The following is a 19,394-nucleotide window of genomic DNA, read 5'->3' on the forward strand; positions in this document are numbered from 1 at the left end:
AAATAAGCAGTTACAAATACTTTTCCTATTATATATGATTTTGGAATCTATGGAAAGCAAAAAGGATAGAAATACATAAAAATGATAGTTTTTACAAAAAAAATAAAAAAATTCAAAAAAGCTATTGACAGTTTATATAGTTTTTGGTATAGTACCAATTGTCGCAACAATAAGTAAAACTTATAACAGAAATGCGATATGCGGAAGTGTCGGAACTGGCAGACGAGCAAGACTAAGGATCTTGTGAGCATTGCGCTCGTGTGGGTTCAAGTCCCATCTTCCGCATAAGAAACGGTTTGAATGCTATTATATGTGCATTTAAACCGTTTTTTTGTGTCATCATAATAACCTGAGCTACAGTGTTTCGCTGATACGATAAGTGTTTCAGTAGGAGCTTCTTTTTTGTACTGTGGGAAATTACTTATAGTATATTCATAAAAAATTCATATCTTTTTGTTAAAATAATGTGTAGATTGTTACGATATAATTTGTTTGAATACAAGCGATATTGAACCTGAATGGTAACTGTTTGGCAGATTGCTGTTTTGTATGACACTGGGCAGTTATCCTGAATGGAGTGCGGCAGGAGAATCAGGTATGAAAAAAAACAAAATGGACACACAGGAATATCAGTTTATAAAAGAAACGGTAAAAAAACAGCCAAAAGAGAATGGCAGTCTGTTGCGCAGGCTGCTTATGATAGCAGGATGTGGCGTTTTGTTTGGAGGCTGCGCAGCCGTAACCTTTGCCAGTGTGTTTCCGGTTATGGCGGACAGAGAAGAGAATACACAGCAGAAAATCGAACTGACAGGATCGGATGTAGCGGAGACGATATCTGAAGAACAGGCAACAGAGAGGGAATCTGTCGCTTCAGTTTCTGAACAAGAGGAGAAGAGTCTTCTGGCAATGCGTCAGGAGATGTATAGGGAAGTGCTGAAGGTTTCCCAAAAATCCCGAAAATCTCTTGTAAACGTGAGAGGAATTTCAAAGGATGAGGATTTGCTGAATAATTCTTATTTTCAGCAGGAAGATACGGAAGGTCTTGTCTTTCTTGAAACAGAGACGCAATTTTATATCCTGACCTATGAGGAAGAACTGGAAAATCTGCAGGAACTGCAGGTGACTTTTGCAGATGGTTCGACAGTGCAGGGAGAGATATGCAGGGGAGATGCAGATTCCGGATTTGCAGTTGCAACTGTGAGAAAAAATCTTCTCAATGACAGTACAAGAGAAGGTATCGTGGTATCTGATCTGACAGACACAAAGAAACTGGGACAGAGCGATATAGTAATTGCTATCGGAAGTCCTGCCGGTGACAGTGATGCGGTGGTTTATGGAATGATCACTTCTGTTTCTGAAAAACTATCGGTAGCGGATACGGAGTATAATGTGTTGGCTACAGATGTGCAGGGGAATGAAGATGGAAGTGGTGTGCTGCTTGATTCTGACGGAAATGTGGCAGGTATGATACTGAAGAAGAATGAAAATGACGGAGATAATATTCATGCAGTTTCCATTTCGCAGATTCTTCCGTTGGTAGAACATCTGGCTAACAAAGAGACAATCAGATATACAGGTATTTATGGAACAGAGATAACTCAGGCACAATGTAGAAAACTGGGAATTGATCAGGGACTTTACGTGGAGCGTACACAAGAAGAATCTCCTGCGATGAAGGCAGGGATACAGTGTGGAGATATTATAAGTAAGATTGATGGAACTCCCACAGAGAGTATGCAGTCTTACTATACATATCTTCAGACAAAAAAGCAGGGAGAAAATCTTACCATAACGGTTCTTCGCAAAAATTCCGATGGTGAGTATGCGGAGAAAGATTATAAGGTAACAGTTGGAGAGAGATAGTGACAGGCGGAGAATCCTACAAGCAGGATTCTTTCTTGTGGAATTGTTATAATACTAAAAATAAAGGATAGAGAGGCAGGCTTTATGCGTTTTTTAAATGAGTTACATGAGGGAGACAGAATTAATGGGATTTATCTGTGCAAGCAGAAACAGTCTGCGGTAACGAAGAATGGAAAACCCTATGAGAATATTATCCTCCAGGATAAAACCGGAATCATGGATGGAAAGATCTGGGATCCGAATTCTCTGGGAATTGATGATTTCGATGCCTTAGATTATATAGATGTTGTGGGAGATGTGACCAGCTTTGCAGGGGCTATGCAGCTGAATATCAAGCGTGTGCGCAAAGCAGCCGAAGATGAATATGACCCGGCAGATTATCTTCCTGTAAGTGAGAACAGCACAGATGATATGTACAGCCAGCTGGGAGCATTTATTGACAGTGTGGAGAATACTTATCTGTCTGCACTTCTGAAGAAATTATTTGTGGAAGATGAAGCTTTTGTGAAAGCGTTTGAAGGACATTCTGCAGCGAAGACAGTACATCACGGATTTATCGGCGGTCTGATGGAGCATACTCTGGGAGTGACCAGACTCTGCGATTATATGTCAAAGGCATACCCGGTCATCAACAGGGATTTACTGATTACAGCATCACTTCTTCATGATATCGGAAAGACAAAAGAATTATCTGCATTTCCGTTAAATGATTATACAGATGAAGGCCAGCTTCTGGGACATATTTATATGGGAGCGCAGATGATCAATGATCTTGCACACCAGATACCGGAATTCCCGGAGGTGCTTAAGAATGAACTGATCCACTGTATTCTGTCACATCACGGAGAGCTTGAATATGGTTCCCCGAAGAAACCTGCACTGGTGGAGGCCGTAGCCCTCAATCTTGCAGATAATACAGATGCAAGAATGGAAACCATCACAGAGATTTTTGCAGCAAACAAGAGCAAAAAAGAATGGCTTGGATATAATAAATTGTTTGAATCCAACTTAAGAAGAACAGATGAGGTGTAATCTTTATGGAATTTCGTAAGAACGATCTTGTTACGTTAGAGATAGAAGATTGCGGAATTGACGGTGAAGGTATCGGAAAAGCCGATGGCTTCACCGTTTTTGTCAAGGACGCAGTAATCGGAGATACAGTAACAGCCAAAATTATCAAGGCAAAGAAAAATTATGGTTACGGCCGTCTTATGGAGGTGCTGAAGCCATCTCCGTACAGAGTTGAGCCCAAGTGCGAATTTGCCCGCCAGTGTGGCGGATGTCAGCTTCAGGCACTTTCCTATGACCAACAGCTTGTATTTAAGACAAATAAGGTGAAGGGACATCTGGAACGTATCGGTGGCTTTACAGATATCCCCATGGAGCCGATCATTGGCATGGATGAACTTTTTCATTACAGAAATAAGGCACAGTTTCCTGTAGGCAGAAATAAAGAGGGAAAAATCGTTACAGGTTTCTATGCGGGAAGAACCCACAATATTATCGAAAACCGTGACTGTGCACTTGGTGTAGCTGAGAATAAAGAAGTTCTGGACCGTGTAATCGCACATATGGAGAAATACGGGATTGAACCATATAATGAAGCAACAGGCAAAGGGCTGGTGCGCCATGTCCTGATCCGTTACGGATACTTCACAAAAGAAGTGATGGTCTGTCTGATCCTGAACGGAAATAAGATTCCGAAAGAGGAGCAGCTTGTAAAATCTCTGTGTGAGATTCCGGGAATGACAAGCATCACCATCAATGTAAATAAGAAACATAGCAATGTAATCCTTGGTGAGGAAATCCGTCTGCTCTGGGGTCAGGAATATATCACAGACAGGATCGGAGATATTTCCTATCAGATTTCTCCTCTGTCTTTCTATCAGGTAAATCCTATGCAGACCCAGAAGCTTTATGCAAAGGCACTGGAATACGCAGATCTTCACGGTCAGGAAACAGTATGGGATCTCTACTGTGGGATCGGAACCATTTCCCTGTTCCTGGCACAGAAAGCAAAATTTGTCCGCGGTGTGGAAATTGTTCCTGCAGCTATAGAGAATGCGAAAGAAAATGCGAAACTTAATGGCCTGGAGAATACAGAGTTCTTTGTGGGTAAGGCAGAAGAAGTGCTGCCAAGAGAGTATAAGAAAAATGGTGTTTATGCAGATGTTATCGTCGTAGACCCGCCAAGAAAAGGCTGTGATGAAACTCTGCTAGAGACCATGGTCGAGATGAACCCGGAGAGAATTGTGTATGTCAGCTGTGACAGTGCGACGCTGGCAAGGGATCTGAAGTATCTGTGTGAGAGAGGATATGAGCTTAGAAAGGTATGCCCGGTTGATCAATTTGGGATGACGGTTCATGTGGAGACGGTTGTTCTTTTGTCCCAACAAAAACCAGATGACACGATAGAGATCGACTTAGACCTGGACGAGCTGGATGCTACCAGTGCCGAGTTGAAAGCAACCTATCAGGAAATCAAAGATTATGTGCTGAAAGAATTTGGCTTGAAGGTTTCAAATTTATATATTTCTCAGGTAAAACGCAAATGTGGAATTGAAGTGGGAGAAAACTATAATCTTCCAAAATCAGAAAATGCAAGAGTTCCACAATGCCCGAAAGAGAAGGAAGAAGCTATCAAGGCTGCCCTGAAATATTTTGCGATGATCTAAGGACATCGCTGATTTCAAGGAGGAATAACACATGAAAAGCACATTTGAAAAAATGGGTGGAACCTACACACTTGGCGCAGACGGAATTTACTATCCGAATCTTGTTAGTACAGATGAAAAACCGCATTATGGGAAATATGGAATGATGCGGAAAACGTATCTGAAAGAGCATCGTCCGGCAAAGTATTCATTGTATATGTTGGAAGACAGGCTGACGTCACATCTGAATATGGTGGATGATGAGGCGCAGGATAGAATGGAGACTCTGGTAAGCCAGATGATGGATAAACAGGGCATTACAGATGAGTTAAAAGCTCGTGACCAAATGGCGTGGGTTGGAGCTGTAAATAACATCCGTAATGCAGCGGAAGAGATTGTGTTAAAAGAATTAGTGTATATTTAAGGTAATGGAAAGCTCCTTCGGGAGCTTTTCGCTGTTTGGAAGAGATTATATAGAAAATGGGTTAAGAAGATGGTATTATTAAAGCAACGGGATTTTTTTATTATAGTATCTAAAATGTTTTATTCATTACAAGGAAATGGAATTGATGAATGCCATTAAACTTCCTAATAGAAATAGAATCGTTCGATATTCTGAATTGGAAAATTTGATAAGTACAGATTAGAGCACGTGTAGATGTAATAAGAGAACGAAAGGAAAAATATGGGAAAAAGCACAAAGAAGAAAAACAAAAAGATTACAGCTCCAAAAGCAAATATTCAGGAATTAAGTATTTCTAGGGATGGCGGACAAATTGCACTCAGGGGGTATTCATATCAATTTTTGTATTCGTGTTATTTAATTCTTTCGTCATCAAATCCAAGCAATTTTTTCCAGCTTGAGGGGATTGAAGATATTGATTGTATCATGCAGAAAAATGGTAGTAATGATATTACTCATATACAGTTGAAATATTCTGTCAACAAACAGGATGCCAGCTTTTTAACTGATGTGCTCAAAAATTTTCTTGAAGCATATTTGCTGGATCAAAATAGATTTTTTAAGCTTGTTTACGATTTCCCTGTTGCAAAAGGCCATCTAAGTAAGATATTTGCATCTAAGTTAGACGAAAAATCACGCACCCATTGGGCTGGCGTGATTTCAAATATCAAGAAAAACAATCCTTCTTGGAATTGGTCTGTTTATGATTTCGATAAATTTATTTCACATCTGTCATTTGAGAAGATTGAAAAATCTATACTTGCTACTGAAATTGAAAAAACCTTAATTAGAATTTATGAGATTAACACAGACAATGTTTCATTATTTGCAAATAGCATAAAAATTCTTTGCTTTGAAAAAATGGAGCAGCGGGCCTATGTGACAAAAGCAGAATTAGATTCCAAAATCCAATCTGTCAAAATAGATATCAGTAAGGGTCCTCAAAATCCAGCTCATAGTTGGATTCGTAAACTGGACTACTCTAAGCCTAGCATTGATGAAGGGTGTAGTTTTTACGAAGGGAAAAAAGCAACACCAGCAGATATAGTAAGTGGGTTTCCAATCAAACGACCGAGTTTAGAAAAAGATGTTATTAATTCTATTTGCGAAAACATGGTTACTGTAATTAAAGCTTCTAGTGGGCAAGGAAAAACCACGCTGGCTTTGCGGGCAGCTTATATTCTCCAAAATGAATATATACCATATCAGTTACTATGGTGTGATGAGATAAAAGAAATTGGGAATATTGTCCAATATTTCAAAGCAAGAATTCAGCTTGGTGAAAAGATTCTTATCTTAATTGACAATCTGGATAACCATCTCAGCAAATGGAATTATCTTGTTCAGCTCTTACAATCCGAATTGCATTGTCATTATAAGTTGCTCATCACATCGCGAGAGATGGATTGGTATAATTATAGTGGTGACTTGAGCAATATCCAGTCTTTGAAAGTAATTAAGCCGGTTTTAGAAGAAAAGGAAGCAATAGAGATATTCAATCTATTCAGAGAGGCTAAGCAACTTCACCCAAGCATAACAAGCTGGCAAAGAGCATGGAATAAGATTGCAGAAAGGCAACTACTTATAGAGTATGTCTACTTGCTTACTCATGGTGAGATGTTATCAGAAAGAATAGCCTCACAAATATCCGAAATAGGACAATCATCTTCTGGCAAAGCAAAATGTGAAATCTTACGCAAAGTATGTTTTGCAGATCTTTGCGGAGTCAGGCTTTCTGCTATCAAACTTTCTGCGAGTCAATCAGAAGACTCTGGCTCGGATTTTGGGGAGCTTTTAAAAGGTATGGAATCGGAGTTCCTTGTGCATGTAAATGAAGAGAGTGGGTATATTGAGGGGCTACATCCCATTCGGTCAAAGCACGTTGTTAAGAGGCTGCATGAATTCCTGCCAATTGACAATACCGCCATTTCAGTTATGAAAATGGCGGACAAAGCGGACCTATCGATACTGTTTTCTCATCTGCCGGAGTTTACCCTGAACAAAGAAACGTTTTTCCGCGATGCGGTCGAGAGTCTATGGGATGAAAAAGACCTTTCAAACTATACTTCTGCAATACAGGGGCTTTTTTCAGGGAGTGTGATGCAGTATTTCCTTTCTAACCGGGCTGCGTTTGACGATGCAGATGCCCACGGCGGTCTTTTTCTTCTATCGACCGAAATGTGCCCCTTTGCTGTATTCGAGGATTTCGGTGTGTCGATGGATACGCTGGACAAAATGCGGGAAACATTTCCGGATAATAAGAATATAGAATATCTTTGCCGATTACGGGAGCGTATTCCCACCTGCTGTTTGCAGGAAACGTATGTCTATATTTTCTGCGATTGTTTATATAGGAAAATGCGCACCTTTCGTTTTGACGGAATAAAGGACATCACGTCCTATACCTCCATTTCTGAGTGGATCTATAACATCAATCCAGAGTGGAATGTATCGGCCGGATTTTCTCTGGACGATCTTTGGAGCAAGCCAGAAAAATTGATGCTGGAGTGCGTTTCTACGCTGATGTATCTCTCCTACTGCGGGAACAGAGAGAAATATATGGAATTTGTGGAACGAAATCTTAAGAGTATTCTTACGTACCTTAAGCAGTGGACTAGATCACATAGGGTATTTATTGATTCCGAAAAAAAAGCGATTCACATTGAATATATCCTTCGATTGCACAATATTAAAACGGGAAATGAGCAGAGCGTCTCAAGGCTGAAATTCCTTTGTAAAGCCTTGCCTATTTTTGATTTGTATTGCGCGGATGCTCTCAAGCCGACAGTTGATTTGCTCTCGGCTTATCCTGTTCCCGACGATGCACATAAAGAAATGCCCATTAAAAATATTGTAATCATGTTCCATCAGAATCTTACGTCGCTATGGAACAAGACCATTATGAGCAATTACGAATTTGATACCGCGACAGAATGGTTAAATTACTGGTTTGATGTGAGAGAACATATATGTTTGCTTGCAGATAAGTGCTGTGCCTGTATTTACAAACTCCTTGGCGGAAAACCATTAGGGAGTTTGGCCGGGGAGGTAGATCAACTTCGTGAAGAATTTGCCCTAATTACTACTGGTGAAAAGCGATATCCTAAAGAAGATCGTCCTTTTGAAGAAAAAGCTACAGTGCCCGAGAGGTTAGGAAAAATAAAGAGTAAATACTTTCAAAGCATACAAAACTTTATGAATCAGTTTGCAGGGTTCCTCATTAAGAATGAACAAAAACAAAGATTGGCTATGGTTAACCTCACAATAGCTCAAAGTGCTCTTGTGACAATGCAGAATTACTTTGCAGAAATTGCAATTGATTTTAGCTTTCAGGAAAGACAGTTGACTCTTTGTGTTATGGAAACACAAAACATAGAGCGACTAATAATGTGCTGTAGCTACTACCAGACACATTCGCCAAATAAGTATTTTAATAAATATCAAATTAGCAATTGGTATGACGGGCATTGTCGGGATGAGAGAAAGATAGTAGAAGACGGATTGTCGGAATTAGAATCAAAGTATTCGATTCATTTTCCTGATCAGATTTACACCATTGACATGTTGAGCTATTATCCCATCATAGTTGGTAATTTTGATATGGCATCGGAAAGCAATTTAACCGAATGGCTTCTGGGCTGTATCGCATTTGCTGATGCTCCCTTTGATTACCTAGTCATATTATCTGCAAACGAGTCCAAAGAAATAGATTCTACTGCTTTACAGTTCCCTCGACGGATGCTCGTTGACGTCAAGAAGGCAATCGAATCAGAAAATCATTCATTGCTTGATAAACTGGTGCCTCCATATCCTGTGAATGTGACAGCACAAATGCTTGACTGCTTTAGTGAAAAATATGATTTGCCTGAAAAAAAAGTCACCGATGTCGATGAACTTCCAATAGGATATATTGCAGAAGAACTATGGATATATTCTAAATCTGTGGAGTTGTTGACGGAACCAGAAGATGCGTGTTATCTTGCAGCTCAAACGCAAGATATTCAGCTCAACATTACGGAAATGCTTTGTTTATTGAAGAACAAGCTTCCGGTCAAAGATGTCGATTGGTTAATAGAAATTTGTGATAACGTATTTTCAGGAGAAAAATTTGATGACATTATGTTCAATAATGTTATTGAACATTTCATACAGAAAAAGATTGAACAGTAAAATCGTTGTAGCTTGATTGTTTTAGCAGACAGTGTCTATTTAATCGAAGAAAAAGAATGTTGATAGTATAGGCATTGAAAATGCTAGACTATGACTTAGATTTCAAATAAAAGTAAATAGTTGGAATATTAAAATAATAATGTGTGAATATTATTCATTGTCTCGGCACCATTTATGGTGCCAGGACAATACTTTAGATGATTACAATTCCATATCATAGGACTTTTTCTTAGCTCTTGCAGGCTGATTTCGCCGCATTTTCTGTTCTCTCTGATATTTAAGTTCCCATGCACGATGAGAGAAGACATCAGGATCTTCCACATTGAGATAATCCACCTCATGGGCTGCAATATCACGACGGTGATAGTCATAATATTTACCGAACGTACCTTTGAGTTGTTCTATCAGCTTGTCCCGAAAATCAGGACGTATCTGGATTCTGGTATCCAGCAATTCTGTGTATTGTTCTGGTTCAGGACGAAATTTTTCTTCTCGGAAAGCGGCGGCGTCTTTTTTAAGCTGCTTTTTAAGGGAGATGTCCTGAGAATCAAGAATATCAAGATTGTTATTCATCTGGTCATATTTCTTGGATAGATTTATCATATCTTTATCAGTAGAGCATTGTGCCTGGAAGATTAGCTGCTCTTTCCTTGATTTCAGTTCTTCAATTTCTTCGGTAACGGTTGTAAGCTGCTGATTCAATTTTATATGCTGGATGGGATTCAGAATACTGGTTTTATCCTTTTGCACATTCAGTTCTTTTCGCTCCACAACTTTCGCTTTAAGTTTCTTCTTAACAGCATTATATTTATTCAGTATGGGATTAAAATGATTCATCCAGTCATGAATTACTTCTTTTTGCATTTCATTGTGAAGTAAATGGTACTGTGTAAAGATCATATGATTGCGGATTGCTTCCAATGTTTCTGCAATTATTGGAATAGACTTTTCTACAGCTTCAGCCAGTTTTGCTACTTTTGCTTTTAATTCTCGGAGCATTTTGTTATCCGCACGAATCTGACGGTTGATTTCACAGCGGTCTGCTATCATGCCTTTCTTTTCCATATTCTGGGCAATGTAGCCTTCATGGATGGTTGGCTGTTCGGTGATTCCCTGATCTGCAAAGCTGCGGTGATCAATGGTAGCATTTATCTGATTACGTGCAAGCATTTTATTTACGGCATCTGCCCAGTTTGCCCGCCAGATGAAAAGTTGTTCATCACTGTTCCATTGTTCGGAAATAGGATTCTGTCTGCCATATCGGCTACTCTTGGGGTGTTTATCAATCCGTTCATATCCTTTTTCCTGTGCAACAGAGGAAGTCAGATATTCTTTCTTTTTTCCTATTTTATAGCGATATTGCTTTTCCCATCCCTGTTTCTGAGCAGTTTTAAATTCAGAAGCAGTAAATCCTTTTTCTTCCCCATCTTTGATACAGAGATATTCTTTTTCGGTTTTATACTGCCATGTTCCATTTTCATTTAGTGGTCGGACAGTAAGAAGAATGTGTGCATGGGGATTGTGACTATCTGTATCGTGAATGGCAAAATCAGCACACATCCCCATATCTACAAAATTCTTTTTAATAAAATCTTGAAGAAGAGAAATATTACTGTCTTTATCCAATTCAACAGGGAGTGCGACAACAAATTCTCTTGCCAGTCGACTGTCTTTGGTCTTTTCGGTTTCTTCCACAGCATTCCAGAGTTGTTCCCGGTCATTCCATTCCGATGGAGCCATTGGTGGAAGCATCACTTCCTGATAGATTAACCCATGCTTTCTGGTATAGTCATGCTGGATACCATCATAATCATTGTACATCCGGCTACAGCTCATATAAGCAGAAGCAGCAACAGCAGACCGACCGGAACCACGGCTGACGACCTTGGCTTGAATATGATAAATTGCCATATCTGGCACCTCCTTTCGATGTTGCCTGCAACAGCGGATAAAGCCCTCGGCAGAGCGCACGAGCCCCGAAGGGGATACCACTGCCTGATTTATCAGGTGGTGAGTAAGTGCGCCCTTCGGGAGTAGAACTTGTGCGTTTACATTCCCCGTAGCCGGATCATCAGCTCCCGTTTCAGGGAATCTAAATCCATTTCCTTAATATGGGGAACAATACTTTCTAAAATTGCTCCTTCCTGGACTAATCTGTGTGTTCTGGCATCACGCTCTTTTTTGCGATTTCTTGCTTCAGCTTCTTCTTGGCGGTGTTTTGCCTGTAAAAGTGCTTTTTCTTCTGGTGTCATGATTCTTTTATCTGCCATATCTGGCACCTCCTTTTTATGCCCGTATCCGGGCAGTTTTGGTTTTAAAATCTTTTGGTTTGGTACTATGGTTTTAGATAACTGACAGTGGCATATTTCTGGTAATAAATGAGGAAAGAAAGTAGTACCACTGTCAGTGAAAAGTAATCATTGTGTTATACTTCTTCGAGTCAATTCTGGTTCGGAGCATGATTGTTCAACAGGATTTTTTTCGCCTGTTTTAAATTAGCTGTTGCATTGTCCTGACGGATATTCCGGTTATTGATACGGACAGGAATACATCTCTCCAGAATACGGTCATAAATTCGTTTGTGTGCGATATCAGCGGCGTTATTTAGCTCTGATAAAGTGAGATTGGTCGTTATGATCAGGGGCTTTTTACTGCGGTAACGACTGTCGATCACATTGAATACCTGTTCCAGTGCAAAGTCAGAGTTCCGCTCAATTCCGAGATCATCAATAATCAGAAGACTGTAGCGGTTTAAGCTGTTGATGAACTGGTTTCTGTCTTCAAAATGCATTCCGGTAAGGGTATTCAGAATCCGGGAAAAGTTGGTCATCAGTACAGGAACGCCTTTTTCCAGAAGGGCATTGGCAATGCAGCCTGCAAAAAAAGATTTTCCAGTACCGACATCACCCCAGATAAGAAGTCCGGAAGCGTTTGCTTTCATCTCTTCCCAGTTGCTTACATAATTGTGTGCCAGTTTTATTTCAGGATTGATGCCGTTATCCCTGGCAAAAGTGTAGTCATAGAGTGCTTTGTCCTGTAAGCCGCTGGTTTTAAGATGCTTTATTTCCATTTGTTTTTCATGAAGTTTTCTCTGGGCTTCTTCCTGCTCAAAGATTTCCTGCTGGCATTTACAGCGGATGGAAGGAATAAGAACCTTTCCCTGTAATTCATGCCGGCATTGTCTTGGCGTATTGCATTTGGAACAGTAGATCAGGTGGTCTGTTTCGTTAAAATATTCATCAGGCTGAAGCTCTCTGTTTGGTGTTATAGCGGTTGCTTTTTCTATAAATCTTGTCATAGTGTTTCATATTCCTCACTTTCGTAATTTCTTTGCCAGGAAGCAGGATGATCCTGTCTTGCCCAACTGATGATGGTAGCTGCATGGTTCTGATATTGCTTTCCGGTAGAAGCCATATAACCGGATAAGCGTTCAATATAATCCTTCCAGTCAGGGATTGTCTGCCGGATATCTTCAAATTCTTTTTCTGACAGAAAAACATTTTGAAATTTTCCATAGGGTGAGAGTGGCTCCTTACTCCCTCTTTTTTCTAAATTGTTCTTTTTTATCTCTTTCTTATTACCAGACAGTTTTTTGTCTGTATCAGGGAAAGAATCCTGTCTATCAATAGGATAGTTTTCTGTCTGTCTTAGGGAAAGAAATCTGTCTATATAGTGGATGGTTTCTTTTGGGAGTTTTACATAAATCCGATTGGGCTGTCCGGGTCCCTGCCGTTTTCGGAAGATAAGCTCCTGTTTTTCCAGTACTGCCAGAGCAGTTTTAACCGTCATCTGGCTTTTGTGGAGAACTTCTGCCAGTGCTTCAATTGTAAAGTAAATGAACACATGACCAGCGATATCTGACCAGCCCTCATTTTTCTGGGAAAGCCTTGCCCGGTCGAGCAGGATAATATAAAGCATTTTGGCAGTTTCGTTTATTTCCATGTCCAGAAGAAAACGGGGAAACATCATATAAGATGGCAGGTTGGTGTCTGCTGTCAGAAAGTCCGTCATGTGTTCACCTCCAATCAGTTATTCGCCAAGAAAATCCCAGTCTACATCACTATCTGGCTGTGAATTTTCAGGTGTTGGAAAGGACACCCTGATTTGGGGCTCCCTTTGCGCCATGCCTGCAGTCAGTCCGGAAAGAAAAAGTGGCAATGCCTGTTTCAGACTGTTTTCCACTGCATCTACAATCTGTTTCACAAAAAGTTCTTCCCGTTCTCTTGTTTCCAGATAAGGATCAGCCCGTGTGCGGTAGTAGCGGTCAAAATAATCTACCAGTGCAAGAGAGATTACCTGACTGTAAGATTTAAAATCCTGCCTGTCCATTGTCTGTAAATATTCCCAGGCTCTCCGCTGCTGTTCTTTGTCCAGATTAAAACGCAGGTTTGTGTTGCGGATATTGTTCTGCATGGTTTATCCCCTCCTTTTCAGGCTCATATAAGCCAGAGATTCGTAACCTTTAGCGGTGGCGCAGATGTCATCAATGATGGTGACTCGTGATTTGTCATACGTTCCGAAGTTACGGATCAGGCATCCACCGCCGCCAACCACATACAGGCGCATCAGGTCAGGATTGTATTCATATTTGCGGAGCGTGGAAAAAAGTTCTGCCACATACTGTCTGGCAATAGAACTGATACAATCCAGATATGGTGCTGAAATGTCAGCTGTTCCAAACCGCAGAATCTGTTCTACTGTGGATTCTTCAATTTTCACTCCGAATTTGTCCAGAACAGCGTTCTTTGCAGCAATCATGCATTGGTTTACACCAAGTTTTTCTGTCCAGCATCGGCTCTCCTGCGCTTTCTTATTGTTGATATACAGAATGTTCATGGTTCCGTTTCCGATATCTGCAAGGAGATTGGTTCCCTTGAAATCTCCAAGTTGGTTTACGATAGCCGGATACCCCTGTGGGTAAAGGCTGCATCCCACAAAGTGGAGATGATACTCTTTGCCGTTAAAAAGGTAACGGACTTCTGGATTCTGGAGCAGATAGGAACGAAAAGCTTCTCTTTGAGTTCTGATCCATGTCAGAGGAAGTCCGGCAGCCAGATGAACATCTGCTTCACGGATGGAAAAAACATTCAGTTCCCTTGCAATAGCCATTAGCGTCAGAAGATAATATTCTTCGTCCATAGCTTTATCCGGGATAAATTCTTTGTGTCCTTCGCCAATCCGGTAGTAAATGCCGTTATATTCCAGAATATTCCCGGTGAAGATTGGTTCGGTTTCATAGGCTTTGATTCCGGTTGGTGTGACGGTGTTTGCTGTTTTCATATTGCCATAGCCATGATCTACAGCGATGATTTTTGTGTTTTTGAGTTCTCGCATAAAAAATACCTCCGTTTTCGTATTGATTGATTCAGCAGGTCATACCGGTGTGGTACTGCTTTGCTGTGAGATAAGCATACGAAAATCGGAGGTAAAAGACATTGAGTGGAAATTGAGCTGGAATTGAGAAAAAAGATATATTGTGCGTACATTCTTCATGTACTCTTGTTGTGATTTCATTGTTTTTTATCGTATAATATGGATACTGGAGGTGGTTTGGATGAAATACAAGATTTTAGTTGTTGATGATGATAAAGAATTGGTGAAAATGCTTTGTAGTTATTTTAATATGAAACAATATGAAACCATTACGGCTACAGATGGAATGGAAGCATTAAATAAAATAAAAATGAAACCGGATATTATTTTGTTGGATATCAATATGCCACGCATGGATGGGATTGAAGTATGTCGTCTGATACGCAGTAAAGTGTTATGTCCAATTTTATTTCTGACAGCAAGAGTTGACGAAGATGATAAAATTAATGGGTTGCTTTCAGGTGGGGATGATTATATTACGAAACCATTTAGTCTTCGGGAGTTGGAAGCAAGGATTGTCACAAACATAAAGAGAGAAGAAAGGCATCAACAAAAAACGGAATACCGTTTCATGGATGAAATGCTGATTGATTATTCTGAAAAAATAGTAGCTATAGCTGGACACAGGATGGAGTTCACAAAAATTGAATATCAGATTATTGAATTCTTATCCATGCATCCAGGGCAGGTGTTTGATAAAGAACGTATATATGCACAAGTCTGTGGATATGATGCGGAAGGGGACAGTAGAACGATAACGGAATTAGTACGGCGTATAAGGAAAAAAATAGCGGATTATTCAGAAAAAGAATACATAGAAACTGTATGGGGGATTGGATACCGATGGAAAAAATAAGAAACTTGTCACTGAAAAAAACAATTCTGCTTTATTTTGTGATCAGCTTAACGGCAGCATTTCTGTTATCTGGATTTACAGTTCATTTTGCAAGAAATATGCAGAATAAAATATGGGAAAAATATATTGATTATGCAGATTATACGGATGTGTTTCAGCAATATGGAAAGAAATACGAGATTGAGATATCAAGACCTAATCAATCGCAGATGAATCGTTTGGACTATCATCTTTCGGAAATGTGTGACTTTATGGAAACATATTCGGTACTGATTTTTTCGATTGTTGGGAGTGTTGCTGCGGTATTCTTTTTTTATAAAAATAAGTTAAAGACACCTCTACAGGAACTAAAAGATGCCTCACAAATGATTGCAGATAATGAACTGGATTTTCATGTGTCCTATGAAAATAAAGATGAGATGGGAACTTTGTGTAAAGAATTTGAAATGATGCGAAGTGATTTAGCAGATAACAACAGAAAGATGTGGCGAATGATTGATGACGAGAAGGCTTTGCGGAATGCAATTGCACATGATATACGTTCTCCACTTTCCATATTGCGTGGGTATCAGGAAATGCTCTTAGAGTTTGTTTCTGCTGAGAGTATAAAAACAGAGGATGTTATTGATATCTTACAAACAGGCATGTATCAGATTGACCGTATAGAGCATTTCACGGAAAACATGAGAAAAATGTCTCATTTAGAACAGAGGGAACTGCAATGCTCAGAGATAGAATTATCGGAACTGACAAAAAAGATTGAGGCAGAAGCTGCCATGCTGTCCAAGAAGGAAAGTAAATTATGTAAGGTAGAAAGAGTGCAGGAACAAAACATTGTGAAAGTGGATGAAGAACTTGTCATGGAAGTGACAGACAACTTACTGGAAAATGCGGTTCGATATGCACAAAAAAGTATTGCTTTGCAGATAAAGAAAAAGGATGGTTTTCTTATAATTTCTGTTGAAGATGATGGAATAGGATTTGTGGATACTGAGGAAAAAGTAACAGAACCATTTTATCATAAGAATCCACAAGATGATTTAAAGCATTTTGGTCTTGGTATGTATATTTCTCGTATTTTCTGTGAAAAGCATGGAGGAAATTTGAAAATATATAATGCCAGACAAGGCGGTGCTCATGTAGAAGCTCTTTTCAAAGCTGAATAAAAATACTTTATAAGGCTGAAATCACAAATAAAGTGGTTTTAGTCTTTTTTGTTGTGAATTTATTGAGAATTGATTTGTATGATGTTGTTAAAGAAATAAAGAAAGGAAGAGATACAATGAAAACAATCATAAAAAGAAGTATACTTGATTATTTAAAGAACCCTGTTTTGTGGATTGGCTTGATTATTATAGTTGCCAGTATGTATCAATGTCTGTCATCGTATTTGCAAATTCATTATATCAAACAGAATGAACAGATCACACAAAATGACGTAGCATTGGAAGATGCTGATGTCATGGATGGGTACATTCCCACATCTGATGATAAAGAAAGAAGAAGGGAGTGGGAAGATACGATCAAAGAGACGTTAATGGACACCTCCAAAAATGGTTTTGGATTTAGCAGGCAGGAAGCAGATTATGTAATGAAAGAAATTCAGAATATGGATGTAAAGACTGCTGCTGAGTTTTTGGAATCCCAATATGGCTATTATAATGCAATATATGCTTATGAGGACCTTGAAATTCATAAGGGGACAGCAGAAGAAATCAATCATTATATCGAACAGAAATTATCCGAACATTCTTTTTCCTGGTACTTTGCAAAAAAATTTACGGATTTTGCAGGATTGCATATGGCCTTTTTTGCAACAGTCTTGCTATCATTTTTATTTATTCAGGATACACGAAAAAGTACCTATGAATTATTACATACAAAGCCTGTTACGGCAATCCAATATATATGTGGGAAAGTAATAAGCGGATTCATTAGTATGCTGGGAATATTAGTGATTTTGAATGTTATATTCTTTATGCTGTGTTTGAAAACGTCTTTAGAATCGGGCTTTCCAGTAACACCAATTGATTTTTGCGTGAATTCTCTGATCTATATTGTTCCGAATCTTTTGATGATATGTTGTGTCTATACAATTACAGCAGTAATATTTAAAAATCCGCTTCCGGCAGCACCAATCTTGTTTTTACACATTATATATTCAAATATGCTGACCATGAAGAATGATATTTATTATATGAGACTGTTCTCTATTATGGTGCGATTCCCTGGCAGATTTTTTGAAACACATGTAGCCAAAATGTCAAATATAAATCAGATTATGCTTGTGATCTCATCTGTTATATTAGTATGTATTTCTGTTACAATCTGGAAAAGGAGGAGGGTTTATTGAAAACGGAACTCAAAAACTGCCTGTCGTTATATAAGATTTTTTATTCATGTGCATTTATACTGATATTGTGTGCTATTCATCCGATTATATACTATGAAGAAATCGGTTCAGCGATTCAGTCGCCAATAGCGTTTTTAACAATTATTTTTTGTAGTGACACATATTTGATGGAAGTAAAAAGTAAGCGTGCCGATGTATTTCATTTGTATGATCAAAAAAAGCAGTTAAAAGTAATATCGCAGAGAGTGGGCGTTCAAATATTATATTTATTAATACTTTCCTGTGTTGGATATGTTTTATTTTTCTGGCAAAAACCGGGCAGTGTAAACGAAGGCATTTCGGGTATTCAGATATTTCTTTTATATTTCATTGCAATGTTTGGAACTATCTGGCTTTGGAGTATATGCTCTGTGATTTTGTGTACATTGCTTCGAAATATGTGGGCAGGTATTGGAGGTTTATTTGGAATTGTCATTGGACTTATATCAAAAGCGGGAAGTTCATTTTTCGGAAATCTGGGATTGTTTTCTTTCAGCTTTTGTGAACCTACTCAATTAATGTCCGAGAGTTGGATTTATGGAACGCTTGTGTCTTTTATAGCGGGGCTGTTTTTATTTGCAGTATTACCAATGGCTTTAAAGAAAAGAGGATAGATTATGAGTATTAGAATAAATGATTTAACAGTTAGATTTAAAAATGGTGTGGTTGCAGTAAATAAGGCATCTCTTGAAATACCTAAGGGAATTTACGGACTTTTGGGAGAGAATGGTGCGGGAAAAACCACGCTGATGAGGGTTCTTACAACCGTTTTAAAACAAACGGAAGGATTGGTTTCGCTTGATGGAATTCTGTATAACGAGGGAAATTATGAAAAAATACAGAAAAAGATTGGTTATCTTCCACAGGAAATCGACTTATATCCGAATCTTACGGTGAAAGAATGCCTTGTATATATGGGTGGACTATCAGGAGTATCCACAAATGACCTCAAACAAAGAATTACCTATTATTTGGAAAAGACTTCTCTTACAGAGCATCAGAATAAAAAAATGCGGCAATTATCTGGTGGTATGAAGAGACGTGTCGGACTCATACAGGCACTCCTTAATAATCCGGATTTTTTGATTATTGATGAACCAACAACTGGGTTAGATCCGGAAGAAAGAATCAGGATCCGCAATCTTTTGGTTGATTTTTCAAAGGATAGAACTGTACTGTTTTCCACTCATGTAGTAGAAGATTTAGCAGCAACCTGTACACAGCTTGCCATTATGAAAAAAGGAAGTTTTTTATATTCTGGAAGCGTGAGTGGGTTGCTGGAAAATGCAAAGGGCTGTGTTTGGAATTGTACGGTACAAAATGCAGAAGAAGCCCGTTTGTTAGAAGCCAATTATTCTATATCATCTAAGCAGTATGTAGAAAATGGAATTCATATGAAAGTATTAAGCAAAGGAAAGCCAAATGAGAAGTGTGTCCCGGATAATGATATCACTTTGGAAGATGCATATATTTATTTGACGAATAGTTGAATATAACGGCGGGCAAGTTGCCCGCCGTAAATTATGTTTGTTTTGTTAAAAGACCGGATAGAGTTTTTCCAATGGAAAATCCAATCTGTGGATATAACTCCTGATCAAGAAAATGCGGATATTTTTAAATTGA

The 19,394-nt window shown here is 39.0% G+C and carries 16 protein-coding genes and 1 tRNA gene; 11 read left to right on the forward strand and 6 right to left on the reverse strand.

All coding sequences use genetic code 11. The features are described from left to right. The first annotated feature begins 200 nt into the window (after positions 1-200). The 6 genes from LJE12_RS04800 (at position 201) to LJE12_RS04825 (ending at position 9,150) form a co-directional block, all read left to right on the forward strand. Positions 201-285: transfer RNA gene (locus LJE12_RS04800), tRNA-Leu, on the forward strand. A gap of 312 nt (positions 286-597) precedes the next feature. After that, positions 598-1,863 (forward strand): S1C family serine protease, encoded by a 1,266-nt coding sequence (locus LJE12_RS04805; protein ID WP_022380961.1) that lies wholly within the window; start codon positions 598-600, stop codon positions 1,861-1,863. Between the two features lie 84 nt (positions 1,864-1,947). Continuing rightward, on the forward strand, positions 1,948-2,895 hold the full coding sequence (locus tag LJE12_RS04810; protein WP_227226631.1) for a 3'-5' exoribonuclease YhaM family protein: 948 nt from the start codon (positions 1,948-1,950) through the stop codon (positions 2,893-2,895). Positions 2,896-2,900: 5 nt separating this feature from the next. Then, positions 2,901-4,538: a 23S rRNA (uracil(1939)-C(5))-methyltransferase RlmD gene (rlmD, locus tag LJE12_RS04815; RefSeq protein WP_227226630.1), complete on the forward strand. Its 1,638-nt coding sequence runs from the start codon at positions 2,901-2,903 to the stop codon at positions 4,536-4,538. Positions 4,539-4,569: 31 nt separating this feature from the next. Next, on the forward strand, positions 4,570-4,941 hold the full coding sequence (locus tag LJE12_RS04820) for a TnpV protein (protein WP_118614728.1): 372 nt from the start codon (positions 4,570-4,572) through the stop codon (positions 4,939-4,941). Between the two features lie 261 nt (positions 4,942-5,202). After that, positions 5,203-9,150: a P-loop NTPase gene (locus LJE12_RS04825; protein ID WP_227222932.1), complete on the forward strand. Its 3,948-nt coding sequence runs from the start codon at positions 5,203-5,205 to the stop codon at positions 9,148-9,150. A gap of 201 nt (positions 9,151-9,351) precedes the next feature. On the opposite strand, the gene mobQ is transcribed toward LJE12_RS04825, so the two are convergent. The 6 genes from mobQ to LJE12_RS04855 form a co-directional block, all read right to left on the reverse strand. Beyond that, complete coding sequence (gene mobQ, locus LJE12_RS04830) at positions 9,352-11,061, reverse strand: MobQ family relaxase (protein ID WP_227222931.1); 1,710 nt, start codon at positions 11,059-11,061, stop codon at positions 9,352-9,354. A gap of 137 nt (positions 11,062-11,198) precedes the next feature. After that, a complete protein-coding gene (locus tag LJE12_RS04835) occupies positions 11,199-11,420 on the reverse strand; it encodes a DUF3847 domain-containing protein (protein ID WP_117767619.1) in 222 nt (73 codons plus the stop codon). 170 nt (positions 11,421-11,590) lie between these two features. Beyond that, on the reverse strand, positions 11,591-12,448 hold the full coding sequence (locus tag LJE12_RS04840) for an ATP-binding protein (RefSeq protein WP_227222930.1): 858 nt from the start codon (positions 12,446-12,448) through the stop codon (positions 11,591-11,593). Further along, the gene (locus LJE12_RS04845; protein ID WP_227222929.1) at positions 12,445-13,161 is read right to left on the reverse strand and encodes a replication initiator protein A; all 717 of its coding nucleotides are present in this window, start codon (positions 13,159-13,161) and stop codon (positions 12,445-12,447) included. The genes LJE12_RS04840 and LJE12_RS04845 overlap by 4 nt, the downstream gene beginning before the upstream one ends. Positions 13,162-13,179: 18 nt before the next feature. Next, positions 13,180-13,563, reverse strand: coding sequence for an adenylate cyclase (locus tag LJE12_RS04850; protein ID WP_227222928.1), 384 nt, complete (start codon positions 13,561-13,563; stop codon positions 13,180-13,182). 3 nt (positions 13,564-13,566) lie between these two features. Further along, positions 13,567-14,484, reverse strand: coding sequence for a ParM/StbA family protein (locus LJE12_RS04855; RefSeq protein WP_227222927.1), 918 nt, complete (start codon positions 14,482-14,484; stop codon positions 13,567-13,569). A gap of 220 nt (positions 14,485-14,704) precedes the next feature. Between LJE12_RS04855 and LJE12_RS04860 the strand changes: the two genes are divergently transcribed. The 5 genes from LJE12_RS04860 to LJE12_RS04880 all read left to right on the forward strand — a co-directional run bounded on the left by LJE12_RS04860 (position 14,705) and on the right by LJE12_RS04880 (position 19,261). Next, positions 14,705-15,379: a response regulator transcription factor gene (locus LJE12_RS04860; RefSeq protein WP_014080778.1), complete on the forward strand. Its 675-nt coding sequence runs from the start codon at positions 14,705-14,707 to the stop codon at positions 15,377-15,379. After that, entirely contained in the window at positions 15,367-16,545 is a 1,179-nt protein-coding gene (locus LJE12_RS04865; protein ID WP_055157625.1) for a sensor histidine kinase, read from the forward strand. The genes LJE12_RS04860 and LJE12_RS04865 overlap by 13 nt, the downstream gene beginning before the upstream one ends. Positions 16,546-16,661: 116 nt before the next feature. Continuing rightward, entirely contained in the window at positions 16,662-17,732 is a 1,071-nt protein-coding gene (locus tag LJE12_RS04870; RefSeq protein ID WP_227226629.1) for an ABC transporter permease subunit, read from the forward strand. Further along, a complete protein-coding gene (locus tag LJE12_RS04875) occupies positions 17,729-18,385 on the forward strand; it encodes a transporter (RefSeq protein WP_227226628.1) in 657 nt (218 codons plus the stop codon). Before LJE12_RS04870 ends, LJE12_RS04875 begins: the two co-directional genes overlap by 4 nt. 3 nt (positions 18,386-18,388) lie before the next feature. Next, positions 18,389-19,261 (forward strand): ATP-binding cassette domain-containing protein, encoded by an 873-nt coding sequence (locus tag LJE12_RS04880; protein WP_118006048.1) that lies wholly within the window; start codon positions 18,389-18,391, stop codon positions 19,259-19,261. Positions 19,262-19,394: the final 133 nt, after the last annotated feature.

The sequence above is a fragment of the Blautia sp. DFI.6.71 genome, from assembly GCF_020593585.1.
GTDB classification, from domain to species: Bacteria; Bacillota; Clostridia; order Lachnospirales; family Lachnospiraceae; genus Blautia_A; species Blautia_A wexlerae.